Here is a 25,816-nt window from a genome sequence, read left to right on the forward strand (position 1 = left end):
CCAACACCTTATCTAAAAAAATCAACACTAATTTTACAAAGTATCGCCGATAATGGGTGATACTATCCTTTTTTCTTCAGCATATCGCGTAAATTCGCTACACCCATTTTGGTGGTTTTGTCTTTATGTTCTTGGCTTTTTTTAGTTTCTGTTAGCTCCCAACTTAAATCGTCTTGCGGGAGTTCATGCAAGAATCGGCTAGCTTCAGTGCGAGAAACTTCTCCGTATTGTCGACGTTCACGGGCATAAGTGAATATTAATTCTCGTTGTGCTCGCGTAATACCCACATAAGCTAAGCGGCGCTCTTCTTCAACGTTTCCTTCATCCATACTGGTTTGATGAGGTAATAAACCTTCTTCCATACCAATCAAAAATACGTAGGGAAATTCTAGCCCTTTCGAAGCATGCAGTGTCATCAGTTGTACTTGGTCGGCATCATCTTCATCTTCGCCACGCTCCATCATTTCACGTAACGTTAAACGAATAACAATCTCAGGCAACAACATCGGGTCATTTTCATCATCACCTTCTAACATTTGAGTCACCCAGCTAAAAAGTGTTGTGACGTTTTTCATGCGCATTTCTGCGGCTTTGGGGCTAGGGGATGTATCGTACAACCAATCTTCATAATTTATTTCACGGATCATCGCGCGCAAAACCGCAGGGGTGTCGCCTCGTTCAGCGTGATCACCCGTTTCAACTAACCAGCGAGTAAAGCGTTGTACGTGCACTAAACCTCGGCCCGTTAAATGCTGCTCAAGCCCTAATTCAAAGCTAGCGGCAAACATGCTTATTTGCCGAATATTGGCGTAATTACCCAGTTTTTCTAACGTAGTTGGTCCAATTTCTCTGCGTGGTACGTTTACTATTCTTAAAAAAGCATTGTCGTCATCTGGGTTCACAAGTACGCGTAAGAACGCCATCATGTCTTTAATTTCACTGCGAGAAAAAAAAGACGTTCCGCCACTAATCTTATATGGAATACGATTGAGCATCAGTGACTTTTCTAATAAGCGTGACTGATGATTACCCCGATATAAAATCGCATAGTTTTTGAATTTACTTTTATTTAAGAACTTATGGCCAATAAGCTCTCCAACAACACGCTCAATTTCATGCTCTTCATTTTTAGCCTGAATAACACGTAGCTCTACACCGTAAGCGAGCTGACTAAATAATGCCTTGTCATAAACATGAGGATTGTTGGCTATTAAGGTATTAGCACATTTTAAAATACGGCCACTAGAGCGATAATTTTGCTCTAATTTAATGAGTTTAAGTTGTGGAAAATCTTGGCCGAGTAACACTAAGTTTTGCGGCTTAGCGCCACGCCAAGAATATATAGATTGGTCATCGTCACCAACCACTGTTAAAAGACCTTGTTCTCCGGCAATTAATTTAACTAATTCATATTGGCTAGCATTGGTATCTTGATATTCATCGACCAACAGATATTTAATTTTTTTCTGCCAGCGAGCGCGCACTTCTGGAAAGTTTTTTAATAAAAGGGTTGGCGCTAAAATCAAGTCGTCAAAATCAAGCGCATTATAAGCTTTCATATGCTTTTGATAGAGTTGATAAAATTCGGCGAACATGATGGTGTCTGCATCACCAGCCATTTTTAGTGCCGCGTCAGGCAATAACAAATCATTTTTCCAATTGGAAATCATACTTTGTAATTTGCTGAGTAAGTCTTTGTCGCCATCAAGCTGTTCGTTAGTGAGTTCTTTCAATAAAGACAATGAGTCTTGATCATCAAATAAAGTAAAACCTGGTTTATAACCTAAAGTTTTAATTTCTTTACGAATGATATCAAGGCCCATGGAATGAAAAGTAGAAACCGTGAGACCACGCGTTAAGCTTTTATCCATCATCTTTACCACACGCTCTTTCATTTCTCGGGCGGCTTTGTTGGTAAACGTTACTGCAGCAATGTTACGTGCTTTGTAATCACATTTTTGAATAAGATAAGCAATTTTCTGACAAATAACCCCTGTTTTACCGCTACCCGCACCCGCAAGTACTAAGCACGGGCCAGTAACATATTTTACCGCTTCATTTTGTCCGGGGTTAAGTTTCATCGTATTTCTACTTTAGTTTGTCTGTTTTCTGGGCGCTGATTTTACCCTGTTTGCTCTAAACCGTATAGTGAAATAGACCTTGGTAAAATCATTAAATGCATTACAATAAGCGCATTGATGAACTATGGATAAAAATAATGTTTAACGCTAAAAAGATTGAAGAAATCGCCCAACAAGTTGCTGATGCTATTCCACCTAAATTCAAAGACATTGCTAACGATATAGAAGAGAAAACCAAAGTGGTTTTACAACGTAAATTATCACAGCTTGACGTAGTGTCGCGTGAAGAGTTTGATGTGCAAACACAAGTATTATTAAAAACGCGTCAGAAACTCGCTGAATTAGAAAATAAGCTTGCTGAAATTGAAGCTAAATTAGCTGAATAACTCGGGTGATTACGATAAGTTATTGCCATAACAAATAACTTATCGCTTGCTTGAGCATTACAATGAGGATGTTTTATATAAACGTCTTTCTATAATAAAGCCCATGATGCCCATTATAAAGAAAAACACACCCGCGATTCTCAGCCAAGCATTAACGGGGTTAGCAATCAATTGACTACTTCTGCGACTATATAGTCGTAAACCTTGGGGTAAGTTCTCTACAAATTCTTCTCCTAAAAATTGAGTAGAAAATATATACTTTACATCCCGACGTTGAGTCATCTCAATCTTCTTTTGGTTATGGATATTAATACTGGCTTTTCGTGGAATTAACTTTTCCCAGTCATCAAATATATCTTTTGGCTCACCTGCCAACACAATCCCTTCTGAGTAGTATTTAAACTGTAACTCAGGAAACAGTATTTTACTTTGCCCTGCGTAAAATAATGTAATAGCGAAAACAATTAGTGCGCTACATAAATAGAGATACCTACGCTGGTTCATCACTTGTGATTGTTGTTGCTGCTTTAACCAATGTTCAATATCAGGGATTTGACTTAATTGAGTCACTAAGTAGTTTTTGTCAAAATCAGCGATAAACTGAGGTAACGATAACTCAAAAGCGGCTAACAACTTTCTAAAGGTATCGTTGGAGGGTATTGATTTATCATTTTCTAACTTGGATAAATATGATTGTTCTATCCCAGCGATACTGGCTAAATCAGGTTGACTCATTACTTTTGCATTTCTTAATTTTTTTAATTGTTCACCAAGCGTCATTTGCTTTTCCTTTTTAAATAATTATATTGAAATGCCGTCGACAGCAGAACTATTCTTGGTTATTCCTGCAATAATATAAAGGTGAATATTTAAGAATACCGTTGAATATAGTGGTGTTTTTTAAGTTTACTTAATAATTATAACAATTTTTACCTTTAAAAATAAAAAAGCAGCCAACGGCTGCTTGTTATTTTTACGCATAAACGCGGGTAAATTTACAGTACTTATAACTTCATTGTCTGCATTTTTTTATAAGTTAAACTACGCCATAACCATTCCATAGGGCCAAACCGGTAGCGGTTTAACCACCATTTAGACAAGAATATTTGCGCAACAATAATCGCTAAAACAATCAGCATTTGTGGTGCTCTTGATATTTCTCCGTATTGACCGCCTGCATAACCATAAAAGATACTGGTTAAGATAACAGAGTGCATCAAATAATTGGTCAGTGCCATTTGCCCCATAGGTGAAAATGCTGAAAAGAATTTTTGCCATTTTTGCTTATTTAACGCACAAATAACCAGACCTAAATATCCAGCCGACAATAAATATTGACCCACATAAAAAATCATTTGTCCTACTCCCTGAAGGACTCCAGAAATAGCGGTAGCAGGGTGTTGTATAATTAAAATACTCGCAATATTTAGTGGGATTCCAATACCTAAGCCAACACGCGTTAACACTTTAAAGAAACTATGGTGCTCTTGGTGTTTCGTTATTTTTTCGGTAACAACCAACCAAAAACCTAAGATAAAAATAGGCATGAGAACCACAAGTGACATTACTGGCGCGAACATCAACATAAAGCCAGTAAAACTAAAACGATATTTTGTTGCCTCCCAGTAATTGCCTTTCATAAAGGCTGCGTCTTCTTCAGCGATATCGGCGAGTAACTCTTTACGCTGCTCTAATGTATCTGCAATCGTTATTTCTCTTATTTCTTCATCTGAAGGCATAACAGATGAAGTTTCTGCTGATATTGGGTCTAAATCCTCAGTAATTTTATTCGTTGGTGGAATAATCTCAACATTATTTTCTAGTTGTTGCTCAACAACCGTAAAAATATCAAGTTCGTTTTGCCACATTTCTTGATACTTAGGCTCACTAAAAAACATACCAAAGATAGAGGCTCCAACACTGACAATAAAAATAGGTATCATGAGCCACATCAATGCTAATTTAAGATAAGCTTTTGGGTCTTCTGTTTTCTTATAAGAAACCCATGCTAATAAAAGTAAGCCTGCAATAGCGTAGTCATGTAAAATATCGCCACCCCATAAGAAAATCATATGGGCTAGTCCGATAATTAACAGCACAACCATGCGACGAATAAACCAAGCGCCAAAGGGCCGACCGACTTCTTTGGCACGTAAGAGCATAACCGCAAAGCCCATTCCAAAGATAAGGGCAAATAATTTATAAAATTTACCTTCAACAAAACAACGAATTAACCAACCAACCGCATGGTCAATACCCGTTAATGTTGTGTCGTGGGCACCTAAAGAAATAATTGCACGGTTAAACCATTCAATATTCATCAATAAAATACCCACGAGGGCTAGCCCGCGTAAAATATCTAAGGCATCAACACGTTTATGTTTATCTAAGGGTTGTAACTGAGGAGTGGGTATTACTGATTCATCTTCTTGGCTTACTTGCATCATGAATTGTCCATATAATTTTTATGGATATAGAATAAACTAATTTTTATGCAATTGAAAAGTATAAAATGTAAAAAGCCACTTCAATTAAAGTGGCTTTAGTACTTGATCAGTAAAGGTTATTTAAATAATTTCTCGACTTAACTTAAAAACGCTTGATAGGCTTTATTTTCCGTTTCTTCTTGCCATTCATAACCTAAATCTTTGAGATGATTAAAAAAGGCGAGCTGGTCATCATTTTTGACTTCAAAGCCGGCTAATACTTGACCAAAAGCAGCACCATGATTACGGTAATGAAATAAAGTAATATTCCAATGCTCACCTAAGGTATCTAAGAATTTTTCCAATGCGCCTGGGTATTCAGGAAACTGAAAACGAAAAATACGCTCTGGGGTTGGTGAAGAATTTTGGCCGCCAATCATATAACGGACATGAAGTTTAGCTAATTCGTTATCTGTAAGATCTGTTGCTCGATAATCTTTTTCAGTTAACTGTGAAAGTAAGTGATATCTGTCTTCTTCGCCACTGGTTCTAACACCAACGAAAATATTAGCATTTTTATGACTACCATCAGCTTTTGTTGCATAACGATAATTAAATTCAGTGATCACTCGTCCGTCTAAGGCATGACAGAATGTTCTAAAACTCCCTTTCTTTTCTGGAATTTTTACGGCGAGCACCGCTTCTTTTTGCTCACCTAATTCACATCGCTCTGAAATATATCGTAACGTATGAAAGTTCATATTAGCGCCAGACAGTATGGCAACTAATGCTTCATTTCCAACACTCGTTTTACAATACTTCTGTAAACCCGCCAATGAAAGTGCGCCAGCCGGTTCAGAAATCACCCGTGTTTGTTCAAATATATCTTTGATAGAGCTACAAATTTCATCCGTTGTAACAGTGATCACGTCATCGCAATAATGTTTAATGACATTAAAGGTGTGTTCTCCAATCCTCTTTACTGCAACCCCGTCAGCAAAAAGTCCCACTTGTTCCAAGTCGACAGGTTTACCCGCTGCCATCGCGGCTTTTAAGCAAGCAGAATCTTCTGCTTCAACACCGATCACTTTTATATTGGGTCGTAGCTGCTTTAAATAAACCGACATACCTGCCAGTAAACCACCACCACCGACTGGAATAAAAACGACTTCAACTTTTGGGTGCTGCTGTAAAAGTTCTTTGGCAACCGTGCCTTGTCCAGCGATAATATCAACATCATCAAAAGGAGGAACTATCGTTTTATTTTCATCACGAGCAAAATCTAATGAAGCCACTTGCGCTTCATTGAAGCTTTTACCCACTAAACGTACTTCGGCGCCAAAACGTCGAACATTATCAACTTTTATATCAGGAGTTGTTATCGGCATAACAATCGTGGCTCTAATACCGAGTTTATTTGCCGCAAGTGCCAAGCCCTGAGCATGATTACCAGCAGAAGCAGCGATCACTCCATGAATACACTGTTCTTCGGTTAAATTAACAAGCTTATTATAAGCACCACGGATCTTAAAAGAATGAACAGGTTGCTGGTCTTCACGTTTAAGAAAAATTTGATTACCTAACCGTGATGACAACTTAGTGAGCGGTGTTAAATCACTTTCAATAGCAACATCATAGACAGGCGCCAAGAGAATTCTTCGTAAATAGTCGAGCGCTTGTTCTTGAGTTTCTTTCGCAAGCACTAAAGCTTGCTGTTCAGCTTCAGTCATTATATTTATTCCAAAAGGTCATCAAGAAATTCACCTTACGCCCCAACTAAACCGTCAAGTAAATCACGGTTACGTACAGCACCTTTGTCAGCACTTGTTGCTAACATCGCGTAATTTTTCAACGCATAGCTAATAGGGCGTACACGGTTAAGTGGTTTCCAAGCATCCTTGCCTTTTGCTTCCATGTTAGCGCGACGTTCAGCTAATATTTCTTCGCTGACATTTAATGTAATCTCACGATTAGGGATATCAATATGAATAATGTCACCTTGCTCTACTAAGGCGATAGTGCCGCCACTACCAGCTTCAGGAGAAACATGACCAATAGATAACCCAGAAGTACCACCAGAGAAACGGCCATCGGTTAACAACGCACATTCTTTACCTAAACCCATCGATTTTAAGTAAGTGGTTGGGTAAAGCATTTCTTGCATGCCTGGACCCCCTTTAGGGCCCTCGTAACGAATAACAACCACCTCACCAGCAACAACCTTGCCCGCCAAAATACCAGAAACCGCATCATCTTGGCTTTCAAAAACATGAGCTGGGCCGGTAAAGACTAGATTATCATCGGATACTCCAGCCGTTTTAACAACACAACCATCAGGGGCAATATTGCCGGCTAATACCGCTAAACCGCCTTCCAATGAATACGCGTGCTCAAGTGAACGTATACAACCGTTTTCACGATCGTCATCAACGGTATCCCAACGACAATCTTGGCTAAATGCTTTAACCGTGCGGATACCCGCTGGTCCCGCACGGAAAAAGTCAATAACACTTTGGTCTTTCGTTAACGTGATGTCATATTTTTCTAACATTTCATCAAGTGTTAAACCGAGCACGTTTTTGATATTCATGGTTAATAAGTTGGCGCGTGCTAACTCACCTAAAATAGCAATGACACCACCAGCGCGATGCACATCTTCCATATGGTATTTAGGGGTAGAAGGCGCAACTTTACATAACTGCGGCACAATTCTAGATAAGCGGTCCATGTCTTTCATAGTAAAATCGATATTAGCTTCTTGCGCTGCGGCGATTAAATGCAGCACCGTATTCGTTGAACCACCCATCGCAATATCTAAACAGGTGGCATTTTCGAACGCCGCTTTGTTAGCGATATTACGTGGTAAGGCTGATTCGTCGTTTTCTTGATAATAGCGCTTGGTTAATTTTACAATTTCTTTACCTGCATTTAAAAATAATTGCTCACGGTCAGCATGGGTTGCAAGCATTGAACCGTTACCCGGTTGTGCTAAACCTAACGCTTCAGCTAAACAGTTCATTGAATTAGCGGTGAACATGCCTGAACATGAACCACAAGTAGGACAAGCGGAACGTTCAACTTGATCACTTTGTGCATCAGAGACTTTTGGGTCAGCCCCTTGAATCATCGCATCAACAAGATCAAGTTTGATAATTTGGTTTGATAGTTTAGTTTTTCCAGCTTCCATTGGGCCACCGGAAACAAAGATCACAGGAATATTTAAGCGCATAGCGGCCATTAACATGCCCGGTGTAATTTTGTCACAGTTGGAGATACAAACCATGGCATCAGCGCAATGAGCATTGACCATGTATTCAACTGAGTCGGCTATTAAATCGCGTGATGGCAAACTGTAAAGCATGCCGCTGTGTCCCATAGCAATACCGTCATCAACCGCAATGGTATTAAATTCTTTAGCAACACCACCCGCTTCTTCGATAGCGCCAGCGACAAGTTGCCCCATATCTTTTAAATGCACATGACCTGGTACAAACTGAGTAAAAGAGTTAACAACCGCAATAATTGGTTTGCCAAAATCATTATCCGTCATTCCTGTTGCGCGCCATAAAGCGCGAGCACCAGCCATATTACGGCCTTGAGTAGAAGTTGCAGATCTTAATTTAGGCATAATAGTTACATTCCAATTGATAATGTGAATTAATACTGTGAAAGTTTTATTTTGAAAGCGACTTAATCGGTAAGCTTTTAAAATAAAACCTTAAGGGTTTTATTTATCGTTTTCTGTGATGACTCAACTCTACGTCATTTAGCTCTTTAACAAAGAAGGAACACGGAGCTTATAAGTATAAATGAGCATTCCGGATGCCGATAAAGTCTACATAACAGTGAGTTGAGTTATTACAACTATTTAACTGGATCTAACCAGTTGTCAGGTACTTCTGTAGTTCCGTTAAAAATACCAAAAAATGCTTCTTGAATAGCTTTAGTAATAGGCCCACGAGAACCATTACCTACTAGCATGCCGTCAACTGATTTCACCGGTACCACTTCCGTTGCTGTGCCACACATAAAGAACTCATCAACTAAGTATAAAGACTCACGAGAAATGGGCTCTTCACGAACTTCATAGCCAAGCTGCTCGGCAAGGAAGAATACGGTATCGCGCGTTAAACCTTGTAAAATAGAAGCCGTTCCAGGAGGTGTATAAAGAATACCTTTGCGGATCAAAAATAAATTTTGTCCTGCACCTTCACTGACCATATTATTGATATCAAGTGCGACACCTTCAGCATAACCATGACGAGCAGCTTCCGCTGAAATCAATTGTGATGAAAGGTAATTACCGCCAGCTTTTGCAGCTGTTGGCATAGTATTCGGAGCTAGTCGATTCCAACTTGACACCCCAACTTCTACGCCGTTTTCAATAGCGTCAGCGCCTAAATAGGCTTCCCAGCTAAATGCGGCAATCATGACATCCGCTTTTGCATCAATAGGTGGACGTAAGCCCATACCAATATCGCCTAGAAAGGCCAATGGACGTAAATAAGCTGAAGCTAAACCATTTTTAGCAACGGCATCTTTACAAGCTTGAACAATTTCTTCTTGGGTAAAAGGGATATTCATGCGATAAATTTTTGCTGAATCGAATAAACGTTTAATATGTTCTTCTAGACGAAAAATACACGTGCCTTTGTGAGTATCGTATGCGCGAATACCTTCAAATACTGAAGAACCATAATGCAACGCGTGACTCATTACATGTACGGTAGCGTTTTGCCACGGCATGAGTTCGCCATTAAACCAAATGAGTTCTGCATTTACTTTAGCCATTTTGTTTCCTAATTTATAATATTTTTAACGAGTTAGTTGTAGTTTAATCACCCAACTAACTCTAAATTTTTATGGGTGCTTGTCGCGCAATGATTATAACTGGTTATGCGCGATATTACTGCGTGGTATTTTTGTCTACCTTAACGTCTTTGATATCAATCAATTTATTAATTTGATCAACCAAAAGTGAAATAGGTCGCTCACTTCGCACCATTAATTCTATCGTGCCAATATTAGTCCCTGTATTAACCTTCGCTTTAATACCTTCGATTAGAAAACCACGGTAGCGAGCAACTTGTAAAATACGTTCTAAAACCACTTGCTTATCATCAGCCTTTATACGTAATTGATAATGATTCATCTTAAGTACTCTCCATCATTTTATCATTGGCTGTATTAGGGGGTACTAGCGGCCAAACATTGTCTGCTGCATCTATTTTAACTTGTAAAAGGTAAGGGCCGTCATGTTCAAGCATCTCTTCTATTGCTGCAGAAACCTCTTCTTTACGACTCACCTGTTTAGCTTTGATATCAAAAGCATTAGCGAGCATGACAAAGTCTGGGTTGTCAGAAAGATCGGTTTCACTTAAGCGCCCTTGAAAAAATAAATCTTGCCATTGGCGGACCATACCTAGCTTGGCATTATCTATTAGCACAATTTTTACTGGTAACTGAAAACGCTTAATTGTCGCTAATTCCTGAATATTCATCATGATGGAACCATCACCAGAAACAGTAATAATGCAATCTGTTGGACGACTCACTTGTGCACCGATCGCTGCTGGTAAACCAAAGCCCATAGTGCCCATACCAGCACTGGTTAGAAAGTTACTCGGATGATCAAATGACATATGCTGTGCCGCCCACATTTGATGTTGACCAACATCAGTGGTAACGCAGGTGTTTTGGGGCATTTTTTCACTGATTTCTTTAAGGACGGCTGGCGCAAAAATAGTCTGACCAGGATGATTGTAATCCCAACCAAAATCAGCTTTCATTTGTTGACATTTTTGTTGCCAACTTTTGATTTCTAAAGGAATAGCTAAGGCGGGCAAATTTGTTTTTAAATCACCTAAAATAGCAGAGTCAGCCGCTCGGCGTTTATTAATTTCAGCGGTATCAATATCAAAATGAATAACTTTTGCATTGGGCGCAAATTCACTTAACTTCCCCGTAACCCGGTCATCAAAACGTGCACCAACAACCACTAATAAATCACTTCCTTGAACCGCTAAATTTGCCGCTTTTGTGCCGTGCATGCCGAGCATGCCTAAGTAGTTTTCGTTGTCTGGTGAAATAGAACCTAAGCCTTTTAATGTTGAAACGCTCGGTATATGAGTAATATCAATAAAACCGCGCAATTCATCAACAGCATTTGCCATGCCGACGCCACCACCCACATATAAAACAGGTTGTTTAGCATGACAAAGCATAGCAATTGCAGAACCAACATTAGCAGGTGGTAAGTTAACTTTATTTTTCAACGTTGATACAACACTGCCTTGGCTAACTACATGTGCCATCTGAATATCTTTAGGAATATCAACAAGAACAGGTCCCTGCCTGCCTTCAAGTGCTATAGCAAAAGCTTGGTGCAATACTTTTTCGAGATCATTAATATCTGTCACCTGAAAGGAATGCTTGGTACAGGCTAATGACAAACCAAAAATATCAATTTCTTGAAAAGCATCAGAGCCCATCACCGAGGTAGCAACTTGTCCGGTTATGGCAACAATCGGAATAGAATCAGCAAGCGCATCAGCAAGGCCGGTAATGAGGTTAGTCGCACCAGGACCAGAAGTCGCAAAACAAACCCCTACTTTGCCGGCGGCTCTTGCATAACCTACCGCTGAGAATGCGGCACCTTGTTCATGACGACACAAAAAGTGTTGGATATCACTATCGGTAAGTGCATCATAAATTGGCATTATAGCGCCACCAGGATAACCAAAAACATGCTCAACACCATGCTGCTGAAGTACGTCAAAAAGTAAAGAACCGCCTGTTTGTTTCTTTTCACTTGTCATCTTTTTTTTAACCCCACCCAACTGAATATATTTTGCATAACTGTTAGTTTGAGCTTTCTCCCTTATGCTAAATTTTTATGATTTATTGATACAAAATATTGATTTAAACGCTGCACGCTATTATTCAAATATTTATCTATAAAAAAACCCCCGTTCCTTTCGGAGCGAGGGTTTGTTTTTTGCTTAAATTTTTCTTAGCTCAACAAACAACCCCGCGATGATTTAATAATCACCACGACGAGAATGCTAATAATCACTGAGCTAAATATTTGCATGTTTATTCAATTACCTTGATTTTTTATAAAAACAAAATGAAAATTTTTTAAATGTGTTGGCTGTTTCACTGCCTATTTAAATTAGTACCATAGCTCTAATATCAAGTGCAAGTTTTTTTATTAGCCTTTTTAAATTTAAATAAAAAATTTAGTTATATGCTCTGTTGGCGCTTTGAATAAAGTCTGCCTAAACTAACGTTATAGGATTGTTAATAAAATGGAATTTTATGAGTCTCGCTTGTATTTACAGTAGAGCCCGAGTTGGCCTTGAATCTCCCCTTGTTAGCGTTGAAGTACATTTAGCGAATGGACTGCCTGCTTTTAATATTGTTGGTTTACCAGAAACTTCAGTACGTGAATCAAAAGATCGCGTTCGCAGTGCAATCATCAATTGTGGTTATGAGTTTCCAGCGAAGCGTATTACCATAAACCTTGCGCCAGCTGACTTACCAAAAGAAGGTGGCCGCTTCGACTTACCCATTGCCCTAGGTATTTTAGTCGCTAGTGATCAATTACCTAAGGCAAATTTAAACCAATATGAATTTGCTGGTGAACTTGCACTTTCTGGTGAGCTACGCGAAATTTTGGGTGAAATTCCTATGGCAATGGCTTGTGCTGAAAGTAAAAGAACCTTAGTTATTCCTAAGCAAAATGCTGAACAAGCCAGCTGGGTTAAACAAGCCAATATTTTATCTATAGAGCATTTAAACCAGTTATATCCACACTTTTTAAAGCAAAGCCCTCTACCTTTGGTTACCACAAAAGAAGTCGAACATTATCATCTGCCAACCAGTAAAGACATTGCTGATGTTATTGGACAGCCTTTAGCAAAAAGAGCCTTAGAAATTGCTGCTTGTGGTGCCCACAATCTTCTGTTTATTGGTCCACCCGGTACAGGAAAAACCATGCTAGCGTGTCGTCTACCTGGAATTTTACCCCCCATGAGTGAAAGTGAAGCATTAGAAGCCGCTGCTATTGCCTCCATTAGCCATCAAAAAATAAACCATAAATCTTGGTTAACTCGACCTTTTCGTGCCCCACACCATACCGCATCGTCAGCAGCACTTGTTGGCGGAGGCAGTCAACCGCAGGCAGGAGAGATTTCTTTAGCACATAACGGCGTTTTATTTCTTGATGAGTTACCAGAGTTTGAACGTAAAGTGCTCGATGTTTTACGTGAACCGATGGAGTCAGGCGAGGTCACTATTTCACGTGCGATGTACAAGCAAACTTTTCCAGCCAAGTTTCAGTTAGTGGCCGCGATGAATCCTAGCCCTACCGGATTTTACAATGATAATCGTAGTACTCCCGAGCAAGTTTTACGTTATTTAAATCGTTTATCCGGCCCTTTTCTTGACCGCATTGATATTCAAATTGAAGTCACCCGTTTACCAAAAGGTATGTGGGCAAAAAATGACCATCACAATGAAAGTTCTGCACAAATTCAAGAAAGGGTTGCGCTCTGCAGAGAATTACAATTACACCGACAGGGAAAAGCGAATGCTCATTTAAGCAGTGCTGAAACACGTGTATTTTGTAAACTTAGTGCTATTGAACATGAACTCTTAGAGCTCGCCGTTGAAAAACTAGGTTTGTCTACCCGCGCCCACCACAAAATATTGAAGATAGCGCGCACCTTGGCAGACATGAATGGCATTGAGGATATACAGCATGAACATATCATCGAAGCTTTGTCTTATCGAGCCATGGACCGACTGCTGAGGCACTTAACCGATGCTGTTTCTCTTTAATCAAACATTACACTCAATAATTTTCAAGCACTCTTCTGATAATTACTCAGCAATAGACCGACTACTGAGACAACTTCCGATACTGATGCGACTTGTCTTTAACTAAACATTACACTCAATAATTTTCAAGCACTCTTCTGATAATTACTCAGTGATAGAGCGACTACTGAGACAACTTTCAATACCGATGCTATTTCTCTTTAACTAAACATTACACTCAATAATTTTCAAGCATTCTTCTGATAATTACTCAGTGATGGAGCAACTACTGAGACAACTTTCAATACCGATACTGTTTCTCTTTAACCAAACATCCACTCAATAATATTCAAGCATTGTTCTGATAATTACTCAGCAATGGACCGACTACTGATACAACTTTTGATACTGATGCTACCGTTATTTAATCGCTTCAAAAAAGGCTTTCACTAAGGTTTTTTCTCTACTTTGGTTTAAACAACAAATCACCAAATCAAAAGGCGCTATGTCACCAATGTCTTTTAAATATTGAACACGATCTTTTACAGGGCTATTCGCAACAACCACTTTAAGGGCAATACCCATCCCACAGCCTAAAGCAACCATACTCATCAACACATCATGCCCTGAAACTGTGGCATAAATGTTTGATTTTCCTTATTGCTTTTTTCGATACCAATATTCCAAGCGCGTACGTGCTGCATCGAGTTCGGGTAAATGATTGGAGTTTTAGACCAAACAATAATGTCTTCTTGAAGTTGTTGATGAACCCTACAGGCCATGTTTGGCGCTATCGCAGCTAAAGGTACATTAGCAATGTACTGAAAATAAAACATACATGACAGACTTTATGGTTTTATACCCATGACAAAATCAACTGCTTGCTGTTGAACTTGATCAAAAGCATGAGCCGCATTCCCAGTTATTAATACTATTTCAACTAAAGGATGTTGATTTCGAAAACTTTACAACAATGAGGCAAATGGCTGTAAGCCGCTGTAACAGAGCAATAGAGCAATAGAGCAATAGAGCAATAAATGTAAAGTTTACCTTGTAATTCCGCTCACCGCCAACTTATTTAACAAAAAATATACATCTCATTGACAAGATTTAAAAAGTCTACCAGAATGATTCGTGTTCAAAAAAGCACTAACCGTATTAACATCCGCGCTTGTCATATCAAGTTCACTATCTTTTGAGGTCAAAGCAATCGACAACAGTTTTGAACCACCAACAAGCTGTTCCTATGGAAGAGACAGAACAAGTTGGACTCTCGGAGAAACTCGTGTTGAATTTGATTTCAGGTACAACGAAAGTGACGAGCAAGAGCAAGATAGAGAAGCCGAAGAAAAAGAGGAGCTATTGAGGAAAATAGTGAAGATACTCGAAGTTTCTATCGACTCACTAGACTACATAAGAATTGAATCACCTAACTATGTTCTCCAAGGACGCGAGTTCAGGGCTAAGGGCAACCTTTTTGACAGATTTGCATACACTAGATTTCACAATTCGGAGGAAGGATATGTAGGCAAAGATAAATCAAACTGGGACGGTAATTCATATTTAAATATGAAATTCACCGACACGCACGGCTTGGGGGTAGTTTGGATCACTCGGGGAGATCAGTCGGAATGCTCTATGGAGCCAGTTTACGTTCAAAAAGTACCTACAATTAGAACAGCTAGCGCAGATGCGGGATATGGGCGTATAGACGTTGATTTATCTTACTTTGTAGATCACTACTCAAAAGCAAGTATAGAGTCAAATACTGACGTGAGAATTATGGTTACTACAAGGAGCGATGGATTTGGCACAACTGAATCTAAATCTTTTGATTTTTCACAACTTGATGGAAATGCTTCAGTATCTGTTTATCCCTCAACTGGCGGTGGCCCATACTCGGTCAGAGTTCAAGTATTTGATGGTACTTACGCAAAAAGTGAACAATTGGGTTCAGTGTTTGTGCCCGGTAAATCGACGCCGCCTTGTCCAAACTGTAACTTATTGTAAAAACTTAGTTCTATAAATATTAATATAATGGAGTCAGAGTACACTATCACTTAAAAAGTACTCTGACCCTTTTCTATTATGCCACAAAGGCAATATCATCACGCTTTGTATGGACAACCGACAATATTGGCTTGCACCATCAAACGGGCTGTTTTATGAAGTCCTATTACATGACCAAGCCGATTGAGTTCAGCTTATATCCAACGCTTTCCATAACTATTACGAAATTTATATGAGATGCTTGTAATCATCGTGAGAAAATTTATATCGGTTAAATTTGGTGGAACTAACTTCGAGTAATAACTACTCACACTCAAGTTAAAAGCTTCACATAACTCGGTCACACTATATTTTATATGTACTTTCTTTATATCTTTTATTAATTCACGTTTTGATTGTCGCGAATGAAGAAAGCGGTGGCCTTTTTTAATATTTCGTTATCCCTTTGTGCTCGTTTTAGTTGTTTTTCCAGGGATTGAATACGTTGCTGATCTGGTGTTAATGCCACTATATCTTCAGGCGTATGACCTGACTATTCTAATTATATTTCTTCTTCAACCATTAATTTTACATATTCAAGTTTCTGCGAAGGACTGATTGTTATTTTTTGCTTACTAGTCATTTTGATACCTTAAGTTTTACTTATTTTAAGCTATCAACCTATACAGTTTCATTAGACCATTACAGCTTCAAAAAAGGCTTTCACTAAGGTTTGTTCTCGACTTTGATTTAAACAACAAATGCCTAGGTCGAACGGTTCAATCTCACCCACATTTTGTAAATATTGCACCCGGTCTTTTACTGGGCTATTTTCAACCACAACTTTTGGTGCCATGCCGACACCACAACCTAAAGCAACCATGCTAACAAGCGCTTCATGACCTGAAACGGTTGCATAAATATTGGGTTTACCTTGTTGTTTTTTCCGATACCAAAGCTCAAAACGCTTACGCGCTGCTCCATGTTCAGCTAAAATGATCGGTACTTCTGACCAAGTGATAGTCTCATCTTGTAATTGTTGTTGAACCCGACAAGCCATTGTTGGTGCAATAACAGCGAGTGGTACATTAGCAATATGCTGAAAATAAAACATTCTTGATAAAACCTCTGGTTTAACCCCAAAAGCAAAATCAACTGCTTGTTGCTGTACTTGGTCAAAGGCATCAGCCGCATCACCAGTCGTTAATACTATTTCAACTAACGGATGCTGCTGACGAAAACGCTCCAGTAAAGGCGGTAAATGGCTATAAGCCGCGGTAACAGAACAATAGATATGGAGTTTGCCCTGTAATTCAGCCTGCTTTTGATCAAGCGATAATTGCAATAGTTGCCATTGTTCAAGTTGCTGTTCAGCATATTTATGAAACAATACACCCGCCTCTGTTAGTGCTACAGAGCGATTATCACGATGTAACAGCAAACAACCCAACTGATCTTCGAACCTCTGAATAATTCGACTTAACGTAGAAGTACTGACATGGTGCGCTTCAGCGGTTTTCCCAAAGTGGAGGCTATGGGTTAAATGCACAAACATTTTTAACGATTTAAGATCCATTATTTACTCTTATTATTCAATAGCGACTTATTTTCCCAACCAATTATTGCAATTTACGCAACACAACCTTGCGAATATATCATTTTAAGCAACATTAATCTTGCGCTATGATGATTCCATTGTCGAAATAATCGATAACCCTATTTAATTTATCACATCGCCAGCATAACGCTGAGTCGATTTGAGACAGAGAGGACAACCCTATGAGCAATTATTTTAACACTTTAAGTTTACGCGAAAAATTAGGCCAATTAGGCAAATGTCGTTTTATGCAGCGTGAAGAATTCAGCGATGGCTGTAATTTTATTAAAGACTGGAATATTGTCATTGTCGGTTGTGGTGCTCAAGGGTTAAACCAAGGGTTAAATATGCGTGATTCAGGGTTAAATATCTCTTACGCATTACGTGAAGCCGCTATTTCGTCAAAACGTCAATCTTGGCAGTGGGCGACCGAAAACGGCTTTACCGTGGGTACTTACGCTGAATTGATTCCACAAGCTGATTTAGTCTTGAATTTAACACCTGATAAACAACATACTTCTGCTGTTACAGCTGTTATGCCACACATGAAGCAAGGTTCAACTTTAGCTTACTCTCATGGTTTCAACATTGTTGAAGAAGGTATGCAAATTCGTTCAGACATTACTGTAGTCATGGTTGCACCTAAATGTCCCGGTACTGAAGTACGTGAAGAATACAAACGTGGTTTTGGTGTGCCTACTTTGATTGCGGTTCATCCTGAAAACGACCCCCAAGGTAACGGTCTAGCGATTGCTAAGGCTTATGCATCAGCTACTGGTGGCGATCGTGCCGGTGTACTTGAGTCGTCATTTATTGCTGAAGTTAAGTCTGATTTAATGGGTGAACAAACAATTTTATGTGGCATGTTACAAACGGCAGCGGTACTTGGTCATAAGCAGTTAGTTGCCCAAGGTATAGATGCTGCATATGCACGTAAGTTATTACAATACGGCATTGAAACAACGACTGAAGGTTTAAAGCATGGCGGCATCACCAATATGATGGACCGCTTATCAAACCCAGCAAAAATAAAAGCGTTTGATATGTCCGAAGAGTTAAAAGTCATCTTGCGTCCGTTATTTGAAAAACATATGGACGACATTATTGAAGGTCGCTTCTCTACCACTATGATGGAAGATTGGGCGAACGATGATGAAAATTTATTAAAATGGCGTGAAGAAACCGCAGAGTCATCTTTTGAAAAATCAGCTGATTGCGACATTGAAATTACCGAACAAGAATACTACGACAAAGGCATATTTGTGGTTGCTATGGTAAAAGCCGGTGTTGAACTAGCCTTTGAAGCGATGGTTGCTGCGGGTATCATTGCGGAGTCAGCGTATTACGAGTCATTACACGAAACACCGTTAATTGCTAACTGTATTGCCCGTAACAAATTGTACGAAATGAACGTAGTTATTTCAGATACCGCTGAATACGGTAATTACTTATTTACCCATGCTGCACAACCTTTACTTAGGGATTTCGCCAGCAAATTGTCACTTGAAGAATTGGGTGAAGGCTTAAAAGAAACCTCAAATGGCGTTGATAACGTGCGCTTAATTGAAGTTAACGAAGCGATTCGCAGCCATGGTGTTGAAAGCGTAGGTAAAAAATTACGTGGTTATATGACAGATATGAAGCGCATTGTAGAATCAAATCAATAAGTAAGATAATAATAGCTTTGTAGTACACTAAAGGTAAACACTTAGGCCAGATAATCTGTTGATATTATCTGGCCGATAAGTGCTAAGCTGCAACGCTTTATTTTATACTAAAGAGGAAAATCATCATGACAGAATTAAAGAATGTGACACTCACCAAGGCCGCTAATGTTTATTTTGACGGCAATGTAACCAGCAGAAAAGTAACGCTCGAAGATGGCTCAGTGGTAACCTTAGGCATTATGATGCCCGGTGAGTATACCTTTGCTACCGCAGAAAAAGAATTAATGGAAATTATCGCTGGCGAAGTTGAAATATTATTGCCTAATAAAACCCAGTGGCAAAGTATTTCTGCAGGTGGGCATTTTTATGTTGACGCTGATGCTAAATTTGACATTAAAGTAAAAAGTTTAGCTGATTACTGCTGTTCTTATATCGCACAATAAATACATTTCAGCACTCTTTGCTATCCATAGCACTGTGACATACCATTCGTCCTGAATATAAAAGACATACATCGAGTATGTCTTCTTATATTATATGTGCTGTTGGTTAGGCCTCGTTAATCAGAAATGCGGGCTTTCTGTAATTTTTGTGATGCCTCTAGTGCTGATAAATCTTCTTTTTTAACAATCGTTACTTCACCAATTTTAAAATCAACATTAGGTAAGAATCGTCCTAAATAAACGGTATTCCCGGGTAAAACAACAAATTCTAGCATGTCATGCTTTGACTGTTTTTGTCCACTTACATACTTTCTCACAACACCTTTAACGGCATTACTTTCATTATTATTGGTTAAATAATGAAAACGATATGATTTCTCTATATCTGAAAACTTTTTATTTTTATAAACATTTTCCATTTTATCAGTCGAGGTCCACCTCTGTGTAGGTTGATAATACTGAGTCGATGACTCAATTGGACTGAGTTTTTTTGATAATGCTAACTGACTAACTACATCTCCTGCAAAAGCTCCCTGACTCATCGCAAGGCAAGCTAATAGAATATATTTTTTCATAAATCCCTCTATACTGTTAATTTAATGAAACATAATAAAGAAAATAGATTAACATTTGACCTTTGTCAAAAACATAATATTGCTCGTTCACTTGTTTACAACACGTGAGAAGTATTTCTTACCATTAATAACGTTCTGATTTACTATCAATATTCACCGTTTAATGAAAAAATTACAGATAATAATCATGGCTGAAATATAAAAATGAAACTTAATAAAACCACGCAAAAGATTGACAATAATGTTTGTAAAGCACTCACCATAGCCTGCGAAGAATTCACTACTGAGGTTGACGGATTTTGTTGGTTAACACACCGCGCTAATTACACTAATTTTCCAGCGAGTTTAATCGTGACCTGTGTTTTTGATATCGATGCAGAAGTGATCACAGCCAAAGCGCAAAAAGTTGATGACCGCTTGCGAGATGTTATTCAGCAACAGCTACTCAAAGTCGGTATTGTCTTAAAGAACGTTCGTCACAATGTACATTTAGATAGTGAAGAGTCTTGCTTACGCGAACATAGCGGCCAATGGCCTGAACGGCTAAAACTGAGAGTAGATAAACAAAAACCGACAAAAAGTAGTCATTTTCGTCGATAAATGATTTATTCGTTGATACCTTATCGGGTGTTCACCCTGCTTATATTTGCCCATACCTAACATTGTAAGCGTATCGACTAAGAGCAGTAAGAGCAGTAAAGGTGGTGAGCGGCTTATAAAATAACTAAATCATCACGATGAATTATCACTTTACTGGGGCAACACCCCAGTAGCGCTATTATCTCGTCACTATTACTGCCCATAATACGGAGTAAATCTTGTTTACTGTATTGGCATATACCTTTAGCAATGACTTGTTGTGTATTCGCATTGATAATATCAACGGATTCACCTGCGACAAAATTTCCAACCACCTGATTAACGCCTGACGGTAATACAGACGCCCCCTTATTAATAACCGCATTTACCGCACCAGCATCAAGCTTTACTTGCCCACTGCTTTTTAAAATGTACTTTAACCAGTGTTTGCGTGCTTTGTTTGCCGCTTGTTTAGCCTTAAAGTACGTGCCAGGATTTTCACCTTTAAGTAATTTTTCAAAGATGTTACTACGACTACCGTTTAAAATATAAGTATCGATACCATTTTCAACTGCTTTTTCAGCCGCTTGTATTTTTGTTTTCATACCACCCGTCGCAATAACATTTTGGGTTGTCCCAGCCATTGCATAAATCTCAGCAGTAATTTCGTTAATTTCAGGGATCAATTTTGCCTTGGGGTTATCACGAGGATCTTGATCATAAACACCATCGATATCACTTAAGATAAATAAGCAATCGGCCTCGCTCACTAATGCCACTAAAGCAGCTAAATTATCGTTATCCCCTACTTTTAATTCATCTGTTGCGACGGTGTCATTTTCATTAACAATAGGTATGACACCATTCTCTAATAAGATACGCAGGGTATTTTTAATATTGATGTAGCGTTGGCGGTCTTTTAAATCACCGTGCGTAATGAGTAACTGGCTACAAGGTACATCAAAAAAACGCTGCCAGTTGGCCATCATTTTCATTTGACCGACAGATGCCATCGCTTGTTTTGTGGGAATAGAGGGGATAGGAGAGCCATGCTTAATCAGCTGCCTTCCGGCAGCAACACTGCCTGATGAGACAAGAATAATTTCTTTACCTGCCTGTTGGCACTCTGTTATAAAGCGTGCAATAGCGAGTAAATACTTACCACTACAACCTTTATTCTCTGGTGAAACTAAAGCACTACCTACTTTAATTACCGCACGATTAAAATTCATTGTTTTGCCCCTAGAATCCAACCACTAGCATGCCTTGATATACGCCTAATTTGCAATCAACTTTTTGCCATAATATAGAAGAGTTTGTTCATTTCAGGCTATTGCCTTGTGATATTGAATTAATTCGCTGTTTATCTCCTTTAAAGCTTACAATATGGCGAGTTACTTATCTTGAAATAAAAAAATGGTGCTTTTTACCTCATTTTAAAATGTCACCAATATACACCTATAATGGCATTCTCTAGTGATTGAGTAGATGAGTTTCTCTTAAGTTTTACTCGTTTCAACAACTTGATGATTAATTGTTTTCAAACAGTCATTAGTCACTATTAATTTATTTCACTGTTTTTGCTGAAAATAACTTCAATTCAGCTTATGATCGGTTATATATTAAATTTTGGTTTATTGGGCAAATATTCTATGTTGAATTTTTTACCTCGACTGCTTATTCACATTCTTTCACTCACTCTTTACACCATAAATACGATTTGTTGGTTAATTCCCATTATTGTATTTTCATTTTGTAAGGCAGTTATTCCCCTAAAATTTGCTCAAAAAGCATTCAGTTATTTATTAGATCAAATGGCAAGTAATTGGGTCGCCGTAAATACGTTAATTCAAAAGCTGTTTAATAAAACAGAAATCAAGGTAACTGGTTTAGAAAAGCTCACCATGAAAGAATGGTATTTAGTGATTTGTAATCATCAAAGTTGGGTTGATATTGTTATTTTGCAGCGAATAATGCATAAAAAAATTCCTTTTTTAAAGTTTTTCTTAAAAAAAGAACTTATCTTTGTACCTTTTTTAGGTTTGGCTTGGTGGGCACTCGACTTTCCATTTATGAAACGCTATAGCCAATCATTTATTAAAAAAAATCCGCATTTAAAAGGTAAAGACGTTGAAACTACTCGTAAAGCTTGTGCTAAGTTCAAGCATAAGCCAGTAAGTATAATGAACTTTATTGAAGGGACACGCTTCACTAATGAAAAGCACGATAAGCAGAATTCTCCTTTTCAAAACTTACTAAAACCTAAAGCGGGTGGTATCGGTTTTGTGTTGGAAGCCATGGGTGGCAACCTCCATAAAATAGTTAATATTACGATTCATTACCCTGAGGGCATCCCTACATTTAGTGACTTTTTAGCGGGTAGAATTAGACAGGTCAATGTTAATGTTGAAGTTTCTAAAATTGGTGATGAACTAATTGGCGACTATGTTTGCGATCGTGCTTTTAAAATTAAATTTCAAAAGTGGGTTAATCAGCTCTGGCTTGATAAGGATAAAAAACTTATCGAGTTTAATCGCAGCAACCATTCTAAATAACATTAACCGGTAGAAAGGAAGTTAAAATGAGTGAGCACATTAATATATGGTTAAATAACCAAGGTATTGAACAAGCCTATTTAACAATGAGCACAATAATTGTTGGATGCTTGCTGATTTTTATCATATCAGCATTAGGGTATTATCTCGCCAAACATCAAGTACTTGTACTTGTGCACAAAATTGTCAGTAGAACAAAAAACACATGGGATGATCTTTTATTAGAGCATAATGTATTTTCTCGCTTCGCTTTTTTAATTCCTTTGTTATTACTACTATTTTTAACGCCTATCTTTCTTCCTAAACATGCATTGCTTGGCACCGTTGTAGTGGTTTTTGTAAAAATAGCCTTAAGCTTTCAAATTGCCCGTTCTATTAGTGCTGTTTTAAACGTCATTAGAAGCCTATATCAAAATACCGCACGTGACCGTTACTTGCCATTAAGCTCAACGATTCAAGTAATAAAATTACTTGTTTATTTAGTTGCCACTATTTTAGCCGTTTCATTTGTATTAGATAAGTCACCTCTTTATTTACTCAGTGGCTTAGGAGCATTAACGGCTGTTTTATTATTAGTGTTTCAAGACACCATTAAAGGTTTAGTCGCTAGTATTCAAATTTCAGCTAACAAAATGGTTGCTCCTGGTGATTGGATTGAAATTCCTAATTATGGGGCTGATGGCGATGTCATTGATATTGGTTTAAATACGGTTAAAGTGAAAAATTTTGATAATACGGTCACAACTGTTCCTACGTACGCCTTAATAAACGGCTCGTTTAAGAATTGGCGAGGCATGCTCAATTCAGGCGGTAGAAGAATTAAGCGTAGCATTATTATAGATATCAATAGTGTTTTGTTCTATCAAAATGAACAACTTGAAAAGCTTAAAACAATTAGTTTATTAAAAGATTATTTGCAGCAAAAGTCTGATGATATAGCGATAAGTTTAAAAACAGAAAATTTATCTGGTGATAATGTTAATAGCCGACAATTAACCAATGTTGGTACATTTCGCGCTTATATTACCGCCTACTTATCTGCACATGACAAAATACATCATGAAATGACATGTATGGTCCGACAGTTAGCGGCAACAGAGTCAGGCTTACCGCTGGAAATTTATTGTTTCAGTAATGATCAAAATTGGATAAATTATGAAGCTATACAAGCCGATATTTTTGATCATTTATTTGCCATGGCACCGATATTCAGCTTACGTGTATTTCAACATCCTACCGGTTATGACTGGCAAAAAAATAAGATCTGTTAACTCTAGCGCTGGCGAACTACACCTTCTTGCATCGTCGAGGCAACAAGCTGTCCTTGGCGATTAAATATTTGTCCTTTCACCAAACCACGCCCCCCACTTGCCGACGGACTGTCCATGACATAAAGCAACCAATCATCAAAACGAAATGGGCGATGAAACCACATGGCATGATCAATAGTGGCAATTTGTAAATTTGGCTGCCAATGACTCAAGCCGTGTGGGAATAAGGATGTAGGTAAAAAAAGGAAATCAGAAGTATAAGCCAACATATAAGTGTGGATACGTAAATCATCAGACAGTTTACCGTTTGCTTTTATCCACATTTCAGATTTCGCTTCAGTTTTTTCTGGTTTAAGCCAGTTATAAGACTTAACTGGACGCATTTCTATTGGTTTTTCAGCTAAAAATTTGCCTCTGATTTCTTCTGGTATTTTATCTTGGTTATCAAAAATAAAATCAGTATAGGAAGGTAACTCTTCAGGTGAGGGTACATCTGGCATAAGATCTTGATGTTCAATACCTTCTTCATGTTGTTGAAAAGAGGCGGTCATGTAAAAAATATCTTTACCGTTTTGAATAGCCTTAACGCGGCGGGTGCTAAAGCTTTTACCATCACGGATATTCTCTACCTCATAAACAACCGGTTTACTCGCATCACCAGGACGTAAAAAATAAGAATGAAGTGAATGGACATTACGCGCAGAATCTACTGTTTCTTGTGCGGCTGAGACGGCTTGACCCATGACTTGTCCGCCAAATAGCACTCGAAAACCTAAATCTTGACTTTGACCACGATAAATTCCTTCTTCGATTACCTCTAATTGTAGTAACGAAGATAGATCATCCAACACTTGACTCATAATATTTAGCACTCACTGATAGAAAATTTCGACTATAACATATTTGTAATTGATATCTTTAGCGGCATTTTAAAATTGTTGAAAATTCATACGCTGCAAGGTAGTATCTATTTATATTGATATAACCGTCTAAAAATACGAAGAGATTGTAATGGAAGCGTTATTAGAAAGAGAAGTGTTATTAGAGAGAAGACAATATACTCCTGAAGAAGCATCTTTATGGGACAGACTATCACTCGCACAGAAATTTGCCGCAAGTAGCATGACACAGTTTGGTTACGACTTATCTTTTATCAGAAATAGTCATAGCGGTAGTTTGGCTATATTACAATGCAATGATAAAACAGCCACAATTAATGGTGAAGGTGAAGTAAATTCAACACCAAGCATTACTATTCGTCCTTAAAAATAAGCGATCGTATTTTCGATTATTTTCAAAAGTTAGGTGTTTGAGATAAATGCCTTAATTAAAATTTTTCCTTTATATTACCAAGTAATCGGGCTTCAATTAAAGAAATAAAGCTACAAAATGATTACTTGATCACATATGCTTGATGCTCGCAT

At 38.3% G+C, this 25,816-nt stretch carries 23 protein-coding genes; 9 read left to right on the top strand and 14 right to left on the bottom strand.

Annotated features, from left to right (window positions below; genetic code table 11):
• Positions 1-62 precede the first annotated feature (62 nt).
• Positions 63-2,081 carry a DNA helicase Rep gene (rep, locus tag H4J52_RS08080; RefSeq protein WP_182224492.1) on the bottom strand — a complete coding sequence of 673 codons (2,019 nt, stop codon included), beginning with the start codon at positions 2,079-2,081 and terminating at the stop codon, positions 63-65.
• Between the two features lie 137 nt (positions 2,082-2,218).
• Between rep and H4J52_RS08085 the strand changes: the two genes are divergently transcribed.
• Positions 2,219-2,467, top strand: a complete 249-nt coding sequence (locus H4J52_RS08085; RefSeq protein ID WP_182182340.1) for a ubiquinone biosynthesis accessory factor UbiK — start codon at positions 2,219-2,221, stop codon at positions 2,465-2,467.
• A gap of 57 nt (positions 2,468-2,524) precedes the next feature.
• On the opposite strand, the gene H4J52_RS08090 is transcribed toward H4J52_RS08085, so the two are convergent.
• The 7 genes from H4J52_RS08090 to ilvG form a co-directional block, all read right to left on the bottom strand.
• The gene (locus H4J52_RS08090) at positions 2,525-3,247 is read right to left on the bottom strand and encodes a helix-turn-helix domain-containing protein (protein ID WP_182224493.1); all 723 of its coding nucleotides are present in this window, start codon (positions 3,245-3,247) and stop codon (positions 2,525-2,527) included.
• A 224-nt stretch (positions 3,248-3,471) separates the two neighbouring features.
• The gene (locus H4J52_RS19980; RefSeq protein WP_259367838.1) at positions 3,472-4,914 is read right to left on the bottom strand and encodes a DUF418 domain-containing protein; all 1,443 of its coding nucleotides are present in this window, start codon (positions 4,912-4,914) and stop codon (positions 3,472-3,474) included.
• A gap of 137 nt (positions 4,915-5,051) precedes the next feature.
• Positions 5,052-6,623, bottom strand: coding sequence for a threonine ammonia-lyase, biosynthetic (gene ilvA / locus H4J52_RS08100; protein ID WP_182224494.1), 1,572 nt, complete (start codon positions 6,621-6,623; stop codon positions 5,052-5,054).
• Positions 6,624-6,658: 35 nt separating this feature from the next.
• The gene (ilvD, locus tag H4J52_RS08105; RefSeq protein ID WP_182224495.1) at positions 6,659-8,521 is read right to left on the bottom strand and encodes a dihydroxy-acid dehydratase; all 1,863 of its coding nucleotides are present in this window, start codon (positions 8,519-8,521) and stop codon (positions 6,659-6,661) included.
• A gap of 236 nt (positions 8,522-8,757) precedes the next feature.
• The gene (locus tag H4J52_RS08110; RefSeq protein ID WP_182182344.1) at positions 8,758-9,684 is read right to left on the bottom strand and encodes a branched-chain amino acid transaminase; all 927 of its coding nucleotides are present in this window, start codon (positions 9,682-9,684) and stop codon (positions 8,758-8,760) included.
• 115 nt (positions 9,685-9,799) lie between these two features.
• Positions 9,800-10,045, bottom strand: coding sequence for an acetolactate synthase 2 small subunit (ilvM, locus tag H4J52_RS08115; RefSeq protein WP_182182345.1), 246 nt, complete (start codon positions 10,043-10,045; stop codon positions 9,800-9,802).
• Between the two features lies 1 nt (position 10,046).
• Complete coding sequence (gene ilvG / locus H4J52_RS08120) at positions 10,047-11,711, bottom strand: acetolactate synthase 2 catalytic subunit (protein ID WP_182223760.1); 1,665 nt, start codon at positions 11,709-11,711, stop codon at positions 10,047-10,049.
• A 502-nt stretch (positions 11,712-12,213) separates the two neighbouring features.
• Between ilvG and H4J52_RS08125 the strand changes: the two genes are divergently transcribed.
• A complete protein-coding gene (locus H4J52_RS08125) occupies positions 12,214-13,737 on the top strand; it encodes a YifB family Mg chelatase-like AAA ATPase (RefSeq protein WP_182182347.1) in 1,524 nt (507 codons plus the stop codon).
• A 399-nt stretch (positions 13,738-14,136) separates the two neighbouring features.
• On the opposite strand, the gene H4J52_RS08130 is transcribed toward H4J52_RS08125, so the two are convergent.
• The gene (locus tag H4J52_RS08130) at positions 14,137-14,334 is read right to left on the bottom strand and encodes a hypothetical protein (protein WP_182224496.1); all 198 of its coding nucleotides are present in this window, start codon (positions 14,332-14,334) and stop codon (positions 14,137-14,139) included.
• Positions 14,328-14,552, bottom strand: coding sequence for a hypothetical protein (locus tag H4J52_RS08135; RefSeq protein WP_182224497.1), 225 nt, complete (start codon positions 14,550-14,552; stop codon positions 14,328-14,330). The genes H4J52_RS08130 and H4J52_RS08135 overlap by 7 nt, the downstream gene beginning before the upstream one ends.
• A gap of 298 nt (positions 14,553-14,850) precedes the next feature.
• Here H4J52_RS08135 and H4J52_RS08140 point away from each other — a divergent pair, with 298 nt between their 5' ends.
• On the top strand, positions 14,851-15,726 hold the full coding sequence (locus H4J52_RS08140) for a hypothetical protein (protein ID WP_182224498.1): 876 nt from the start codon (positions 14,851-14,853) through the stop codon (positions 15,724-15,726).
• 673 nt (positions 15,727-16,399) lie between these two features.
• Here the strand turns inward: H4J52_RS08140 and ilvY are convergent.
• The gene (gene ilvY, locus H4J52_RS08145) at positions 16,400-17,281 is read right to left on the bottom strand and encodes an HTH-type transcriptional activator IlvY (protein WP_182178588.1); all 882 of its coding nucleotides are present in this window, start codon (positions 17,279-17,281) and stop codon (positions 16,400-16,402) included.
• Positions 17,282-17,484: 203 nt separating this feature from the next.
• On the opposite strand from ilvY, the gene ilvC reads away from it, so the two are divergent.
• Both ilvC and H4J52_RS08155 read left to right on the top strand, forming a co-directional pair.
• On the top strand, positions 17,485-18,969 hold the full coding sequence (gene ilvC / locus H4J52_RS08150; RefSeq protein WP_182178590.1) for a ketol-acid reductoisomerase: 1,485 nt from the start codon (positions 17,485-17,487) through the stop codon (positions 18,967-18,969).
• Between the two features lie 125 nt (positions 18,970-19,094).
• The gene (locus tag H4J52_RS08155) at positions 19,095-19,412 is read left to right on the top strand and encodes a pyrimidine/purine nucleoside phosphorylase (RefSeq protein ID WP_182178592.1); all 318 of its coding nucleotides are present in this window, start codon (positions 19,095-19,097) and stop codon (positions 19,410-19,412) included.
• 116 nt (positions 19,413-19,528) lie between these two features.
• On the opposite strand, the gene H4J52_RS08160 is transcribed toward H4J52_RS08155, so the two are convergent.
• A complete protein-coding gene (locus H4J52_RS08160; RefSeq protein ID WP_182178594.1) occupies positions 19,529-19,987 on the bottom strand; it encodes a hypothetical protein in 459 nt (152 codons plus the stop codon).
• 204 nt (positions 19,988-20,191) lie between these two features.
• On the opposite strand from H4J52_RS08160, the gene H4J52_RS08165 reads away from it, so the two are divergent.
• Positions 20,192-20,587 (top strand): Fis family transcriptional regulator, encoded by a 396-nt coding sequence (locus H4J52_RS08165; RefSeq protein WP_182178595.1) that lies wholly within the window; start codon positions 20,192-20,194, stop codon positions 20,585-20,587.
• Between the two features lie 113 nt (positions 20,588-20,700).
• On the opposite strand, the gene proB is transcribed toward H4J52_RS08165, so the two are convergent.
• Positions 20,701-21,798 carry a glutamate 5-kinase gene (gene proB, locus H4J52_RS08170; protein WP_182224499.1) on the bottom strand — a complete coding sequence of 366 codons (1,098 nt, stop codon included), beginning with the start codon at positions 21,796-21,798 and terminating at the stop codon, positions 20,701-20,703.
• A gap of 420 nt (positions 21,799-22,218) precedes the next feature.
• On the opposite strand from proB, the gene H4J52_RS08175 reads away from it, so the two are divergent.
• Positions 22,219-23,121: an acyltransferase gene (locus tag H4J52_RS08175; protein ID WP_182178599.1), complete on the top strand. Its 903-nt coding sequence runs from the start codon at positions 22,219-22,221 to the stop codon at positions 23,119-23,121.
• Between the two features lie 26 nt (positions 23,122-23,147).
• Positions 23,148-24,392, top strand: coding sequence for a mechanosensitive ion channel family protein (locus H4J52_RS08180; RefSeq protein ID WP_182178601.1), 1,245 nt, complete (start codon positions 23,148-23,150; stop codon positions 24,390-24,392).
• A 2-nt stretch (positions 24,393-24,394) separates the two neighbouring features.
• Here the strand turns inward: H4J52_RS08180 and tesB are convergent, their stop codons facing one another.
• On the bottom strand, positions 24,395-25,252 hold the full coding sequence (gene tesB / locus H4J52_RS08185; RefSeq protein WP_182178603.1) for an acyl-CoA thioesterase II: 858 nt from the start codon (positions 25,250-25,252) through the stop codon (positions 24,395-24,397).
• 151 nt (positions 25,253-25,403) lie between these two features.
• On the opposite strand from tesB, the gene H4J52_RS08190 reads away from it, so the two are divergent.
• Positions 25,404-25,658, top strand: a complete 255-nt coding sequence (locus tag H4J52_RS08190; protein ID WP_182178605.1) for a hypothetical protein — start codon at positions 25,404-25,406, stop codon at positions 25,656-25,658.
• The last annotated feature ends 158 nt before the right edge of the window (positions 25,659-25,816 follow it).

It is taken from the genome of Colwellia sp. MB02u-14, assembly GCF_014076915.1.
Lineage (GTDB): Bacteria > Pseudomonadota > Gammaproteobacteria > Enterobacterales > Alteromonadaceae > Colwellia_A.

What these genes read in the sequence shown, in the direction of transcription:
- rep (WP_182224492.1), bottom strand. Translation starts at nt 2,081, where the DNA reads ATGAAACTTAACCCCGGACAAAATGAAGCGGTAAAATATGTTACTGGC.
- H4J52_RS08085 (WP_182182340.1), top strand. Translation starts at nt 2,219, where the DNA reads ATGTTTAACGCTAAAAAGATTGAAGAAATCGCCCAACAAGTTGCTGAT.
- H4J52_RS08090 (WP_182224493.1), bottom strand. Translation starts at nt 3,247, where the DNA reads ATGACGCTTGGTGAACAATTAAAAAAATTAAGAAATGCAAAAGTAATG.
- H4J52_RS19980 (WP_259367838.1), bottom strand. Translation starts at nt 4,914, where the DNA reads ATGATGCAAGTAAGCCAAGAAGATGAATCAGTAATACCCACTCCTCAG.
- ilvA (WP_182224494.1), bottom strand. Translation starts at nt 6,623, where the DNA reads ATGACTGAAGCTGAACAGCAAGCTTTAGTGCTTGCGAAAGAAACTCAA.
- ilvD (WP_182224495.1), bottom strand. Translation starts at nt 8,521, where the DNA reads ATGCCTAAATTAAGATCTGCAACTTCTACTCAAGGCCGTAATATGGCT.
- H4J52_RS08110 (WP_182182344.1), bottom strand. Translation starts at nt 9,684, where the DNA reads ATGGCTAAAGTAAATGCAGAACTCATTTGGTTTAATGGCGAACTCATG.
- ilvM (WP_182182345.1), bottom strand. Translation starts at nt 10,045, where the DNA reads ATGAATCATTATCAATTACGTATAAAGGCTGATGATAAGCAAGTGGTT.
- ilvG (WP_182223760.1), bottom strand. Translation starts at nt 11,711, where the DNA reads ATGACAAGTGAAAAGAAACAAACAGGCGGTTCTTTACTTTTTGACGTA.
- H4J52_RS08125 (WP_182182347.1), top strand. Translation starts at nt 12,214, where the DNA reads ATGAGTCTCGCTTGTATTTACAGTAGAGCCCGAGTTGGCCTTGAATCT.
- H4J52_RS08135 (WP_182224497.1), bottom strand. Translation starts at nt 14,552, where the DNA reads ATGTTTTATTTTCAGTACATTGCTAATGTACCTTTAGCTGCGATAGCG.
- ilvY (WP_182178588.1), bottom strand. Translation starts at nt 17,281, where the DNA reads ATGGATCTTAAATCGTTAAAAATGTTTGTGCATTTAACCCATAGCCTC.
- ilvC (WP_182178590.1), top strand. Translation starts at nt 17,485, where the DNA reads ATGAGCAATTATTTTAACACTTTAAGTTTACGCGAAAAATTAGGCCAA.
- H4J52_RS08155 (WP_182178592.1), top strand. Translation starts at nt 19,095, where the DNA reads ATGACAGAATTAAAGAATGTGACACTCACCAAGGCCGCTAATGTTTAT.
- H4J52_RS08160 (WP_182178594.1), bottom strand. Translation starts at nt 19,987, where the DNA reads ATGAAAAAATATATTCTATTAGCTTGCCTTGCGATGAGTCAGGGAGCT.
- H4J52_RS08165 (WP_182178595.1), top strand. Translation starts at nt 20,192, where the DNA reads ATGAAACTTAATAAAACCACGCAAAAGATTGACAATAATGTTTGTAAA.
- proB (WP_182224499.1), bottom strand. Translation starts at nt 21,798, where the DNA reads ATGAATTTTAATCGTGCGGTAATTAAAGTAGGTAGTGCTTTAGTTTCA.
- H4J52_RS08175 (WP_182178599.1), top strand. Translation starts at nt 22,219, where the DNA reads ATGTTGAATTTTTTACCTCGACTGCTTATTCACATTCTTTCACTCACT.
- H4J52_RS08180 (WP_182178601.1), top strand. Translation starts at nt 23,148, where the DNA reads ATGAGTGAGCACATTAATATATGGTTAAATAACCAAGGTATTGAACAA.
- tesB (WP_182178603.1), bottom strand. Translation starts at nt 25,252, where the DNA reads ATGAGTCAAGTGTTGGATGATCTATCTTCGTTACTACAATTAGAGGTA.
- H4J52_RS08190 (WP_182178605.1), top strand. Translation starts at nt 25,404, where the DNA reads ATGGAAGCGTTATTAGAAAGAGAAGTGTTATTAGAGAGAAGACAATAT.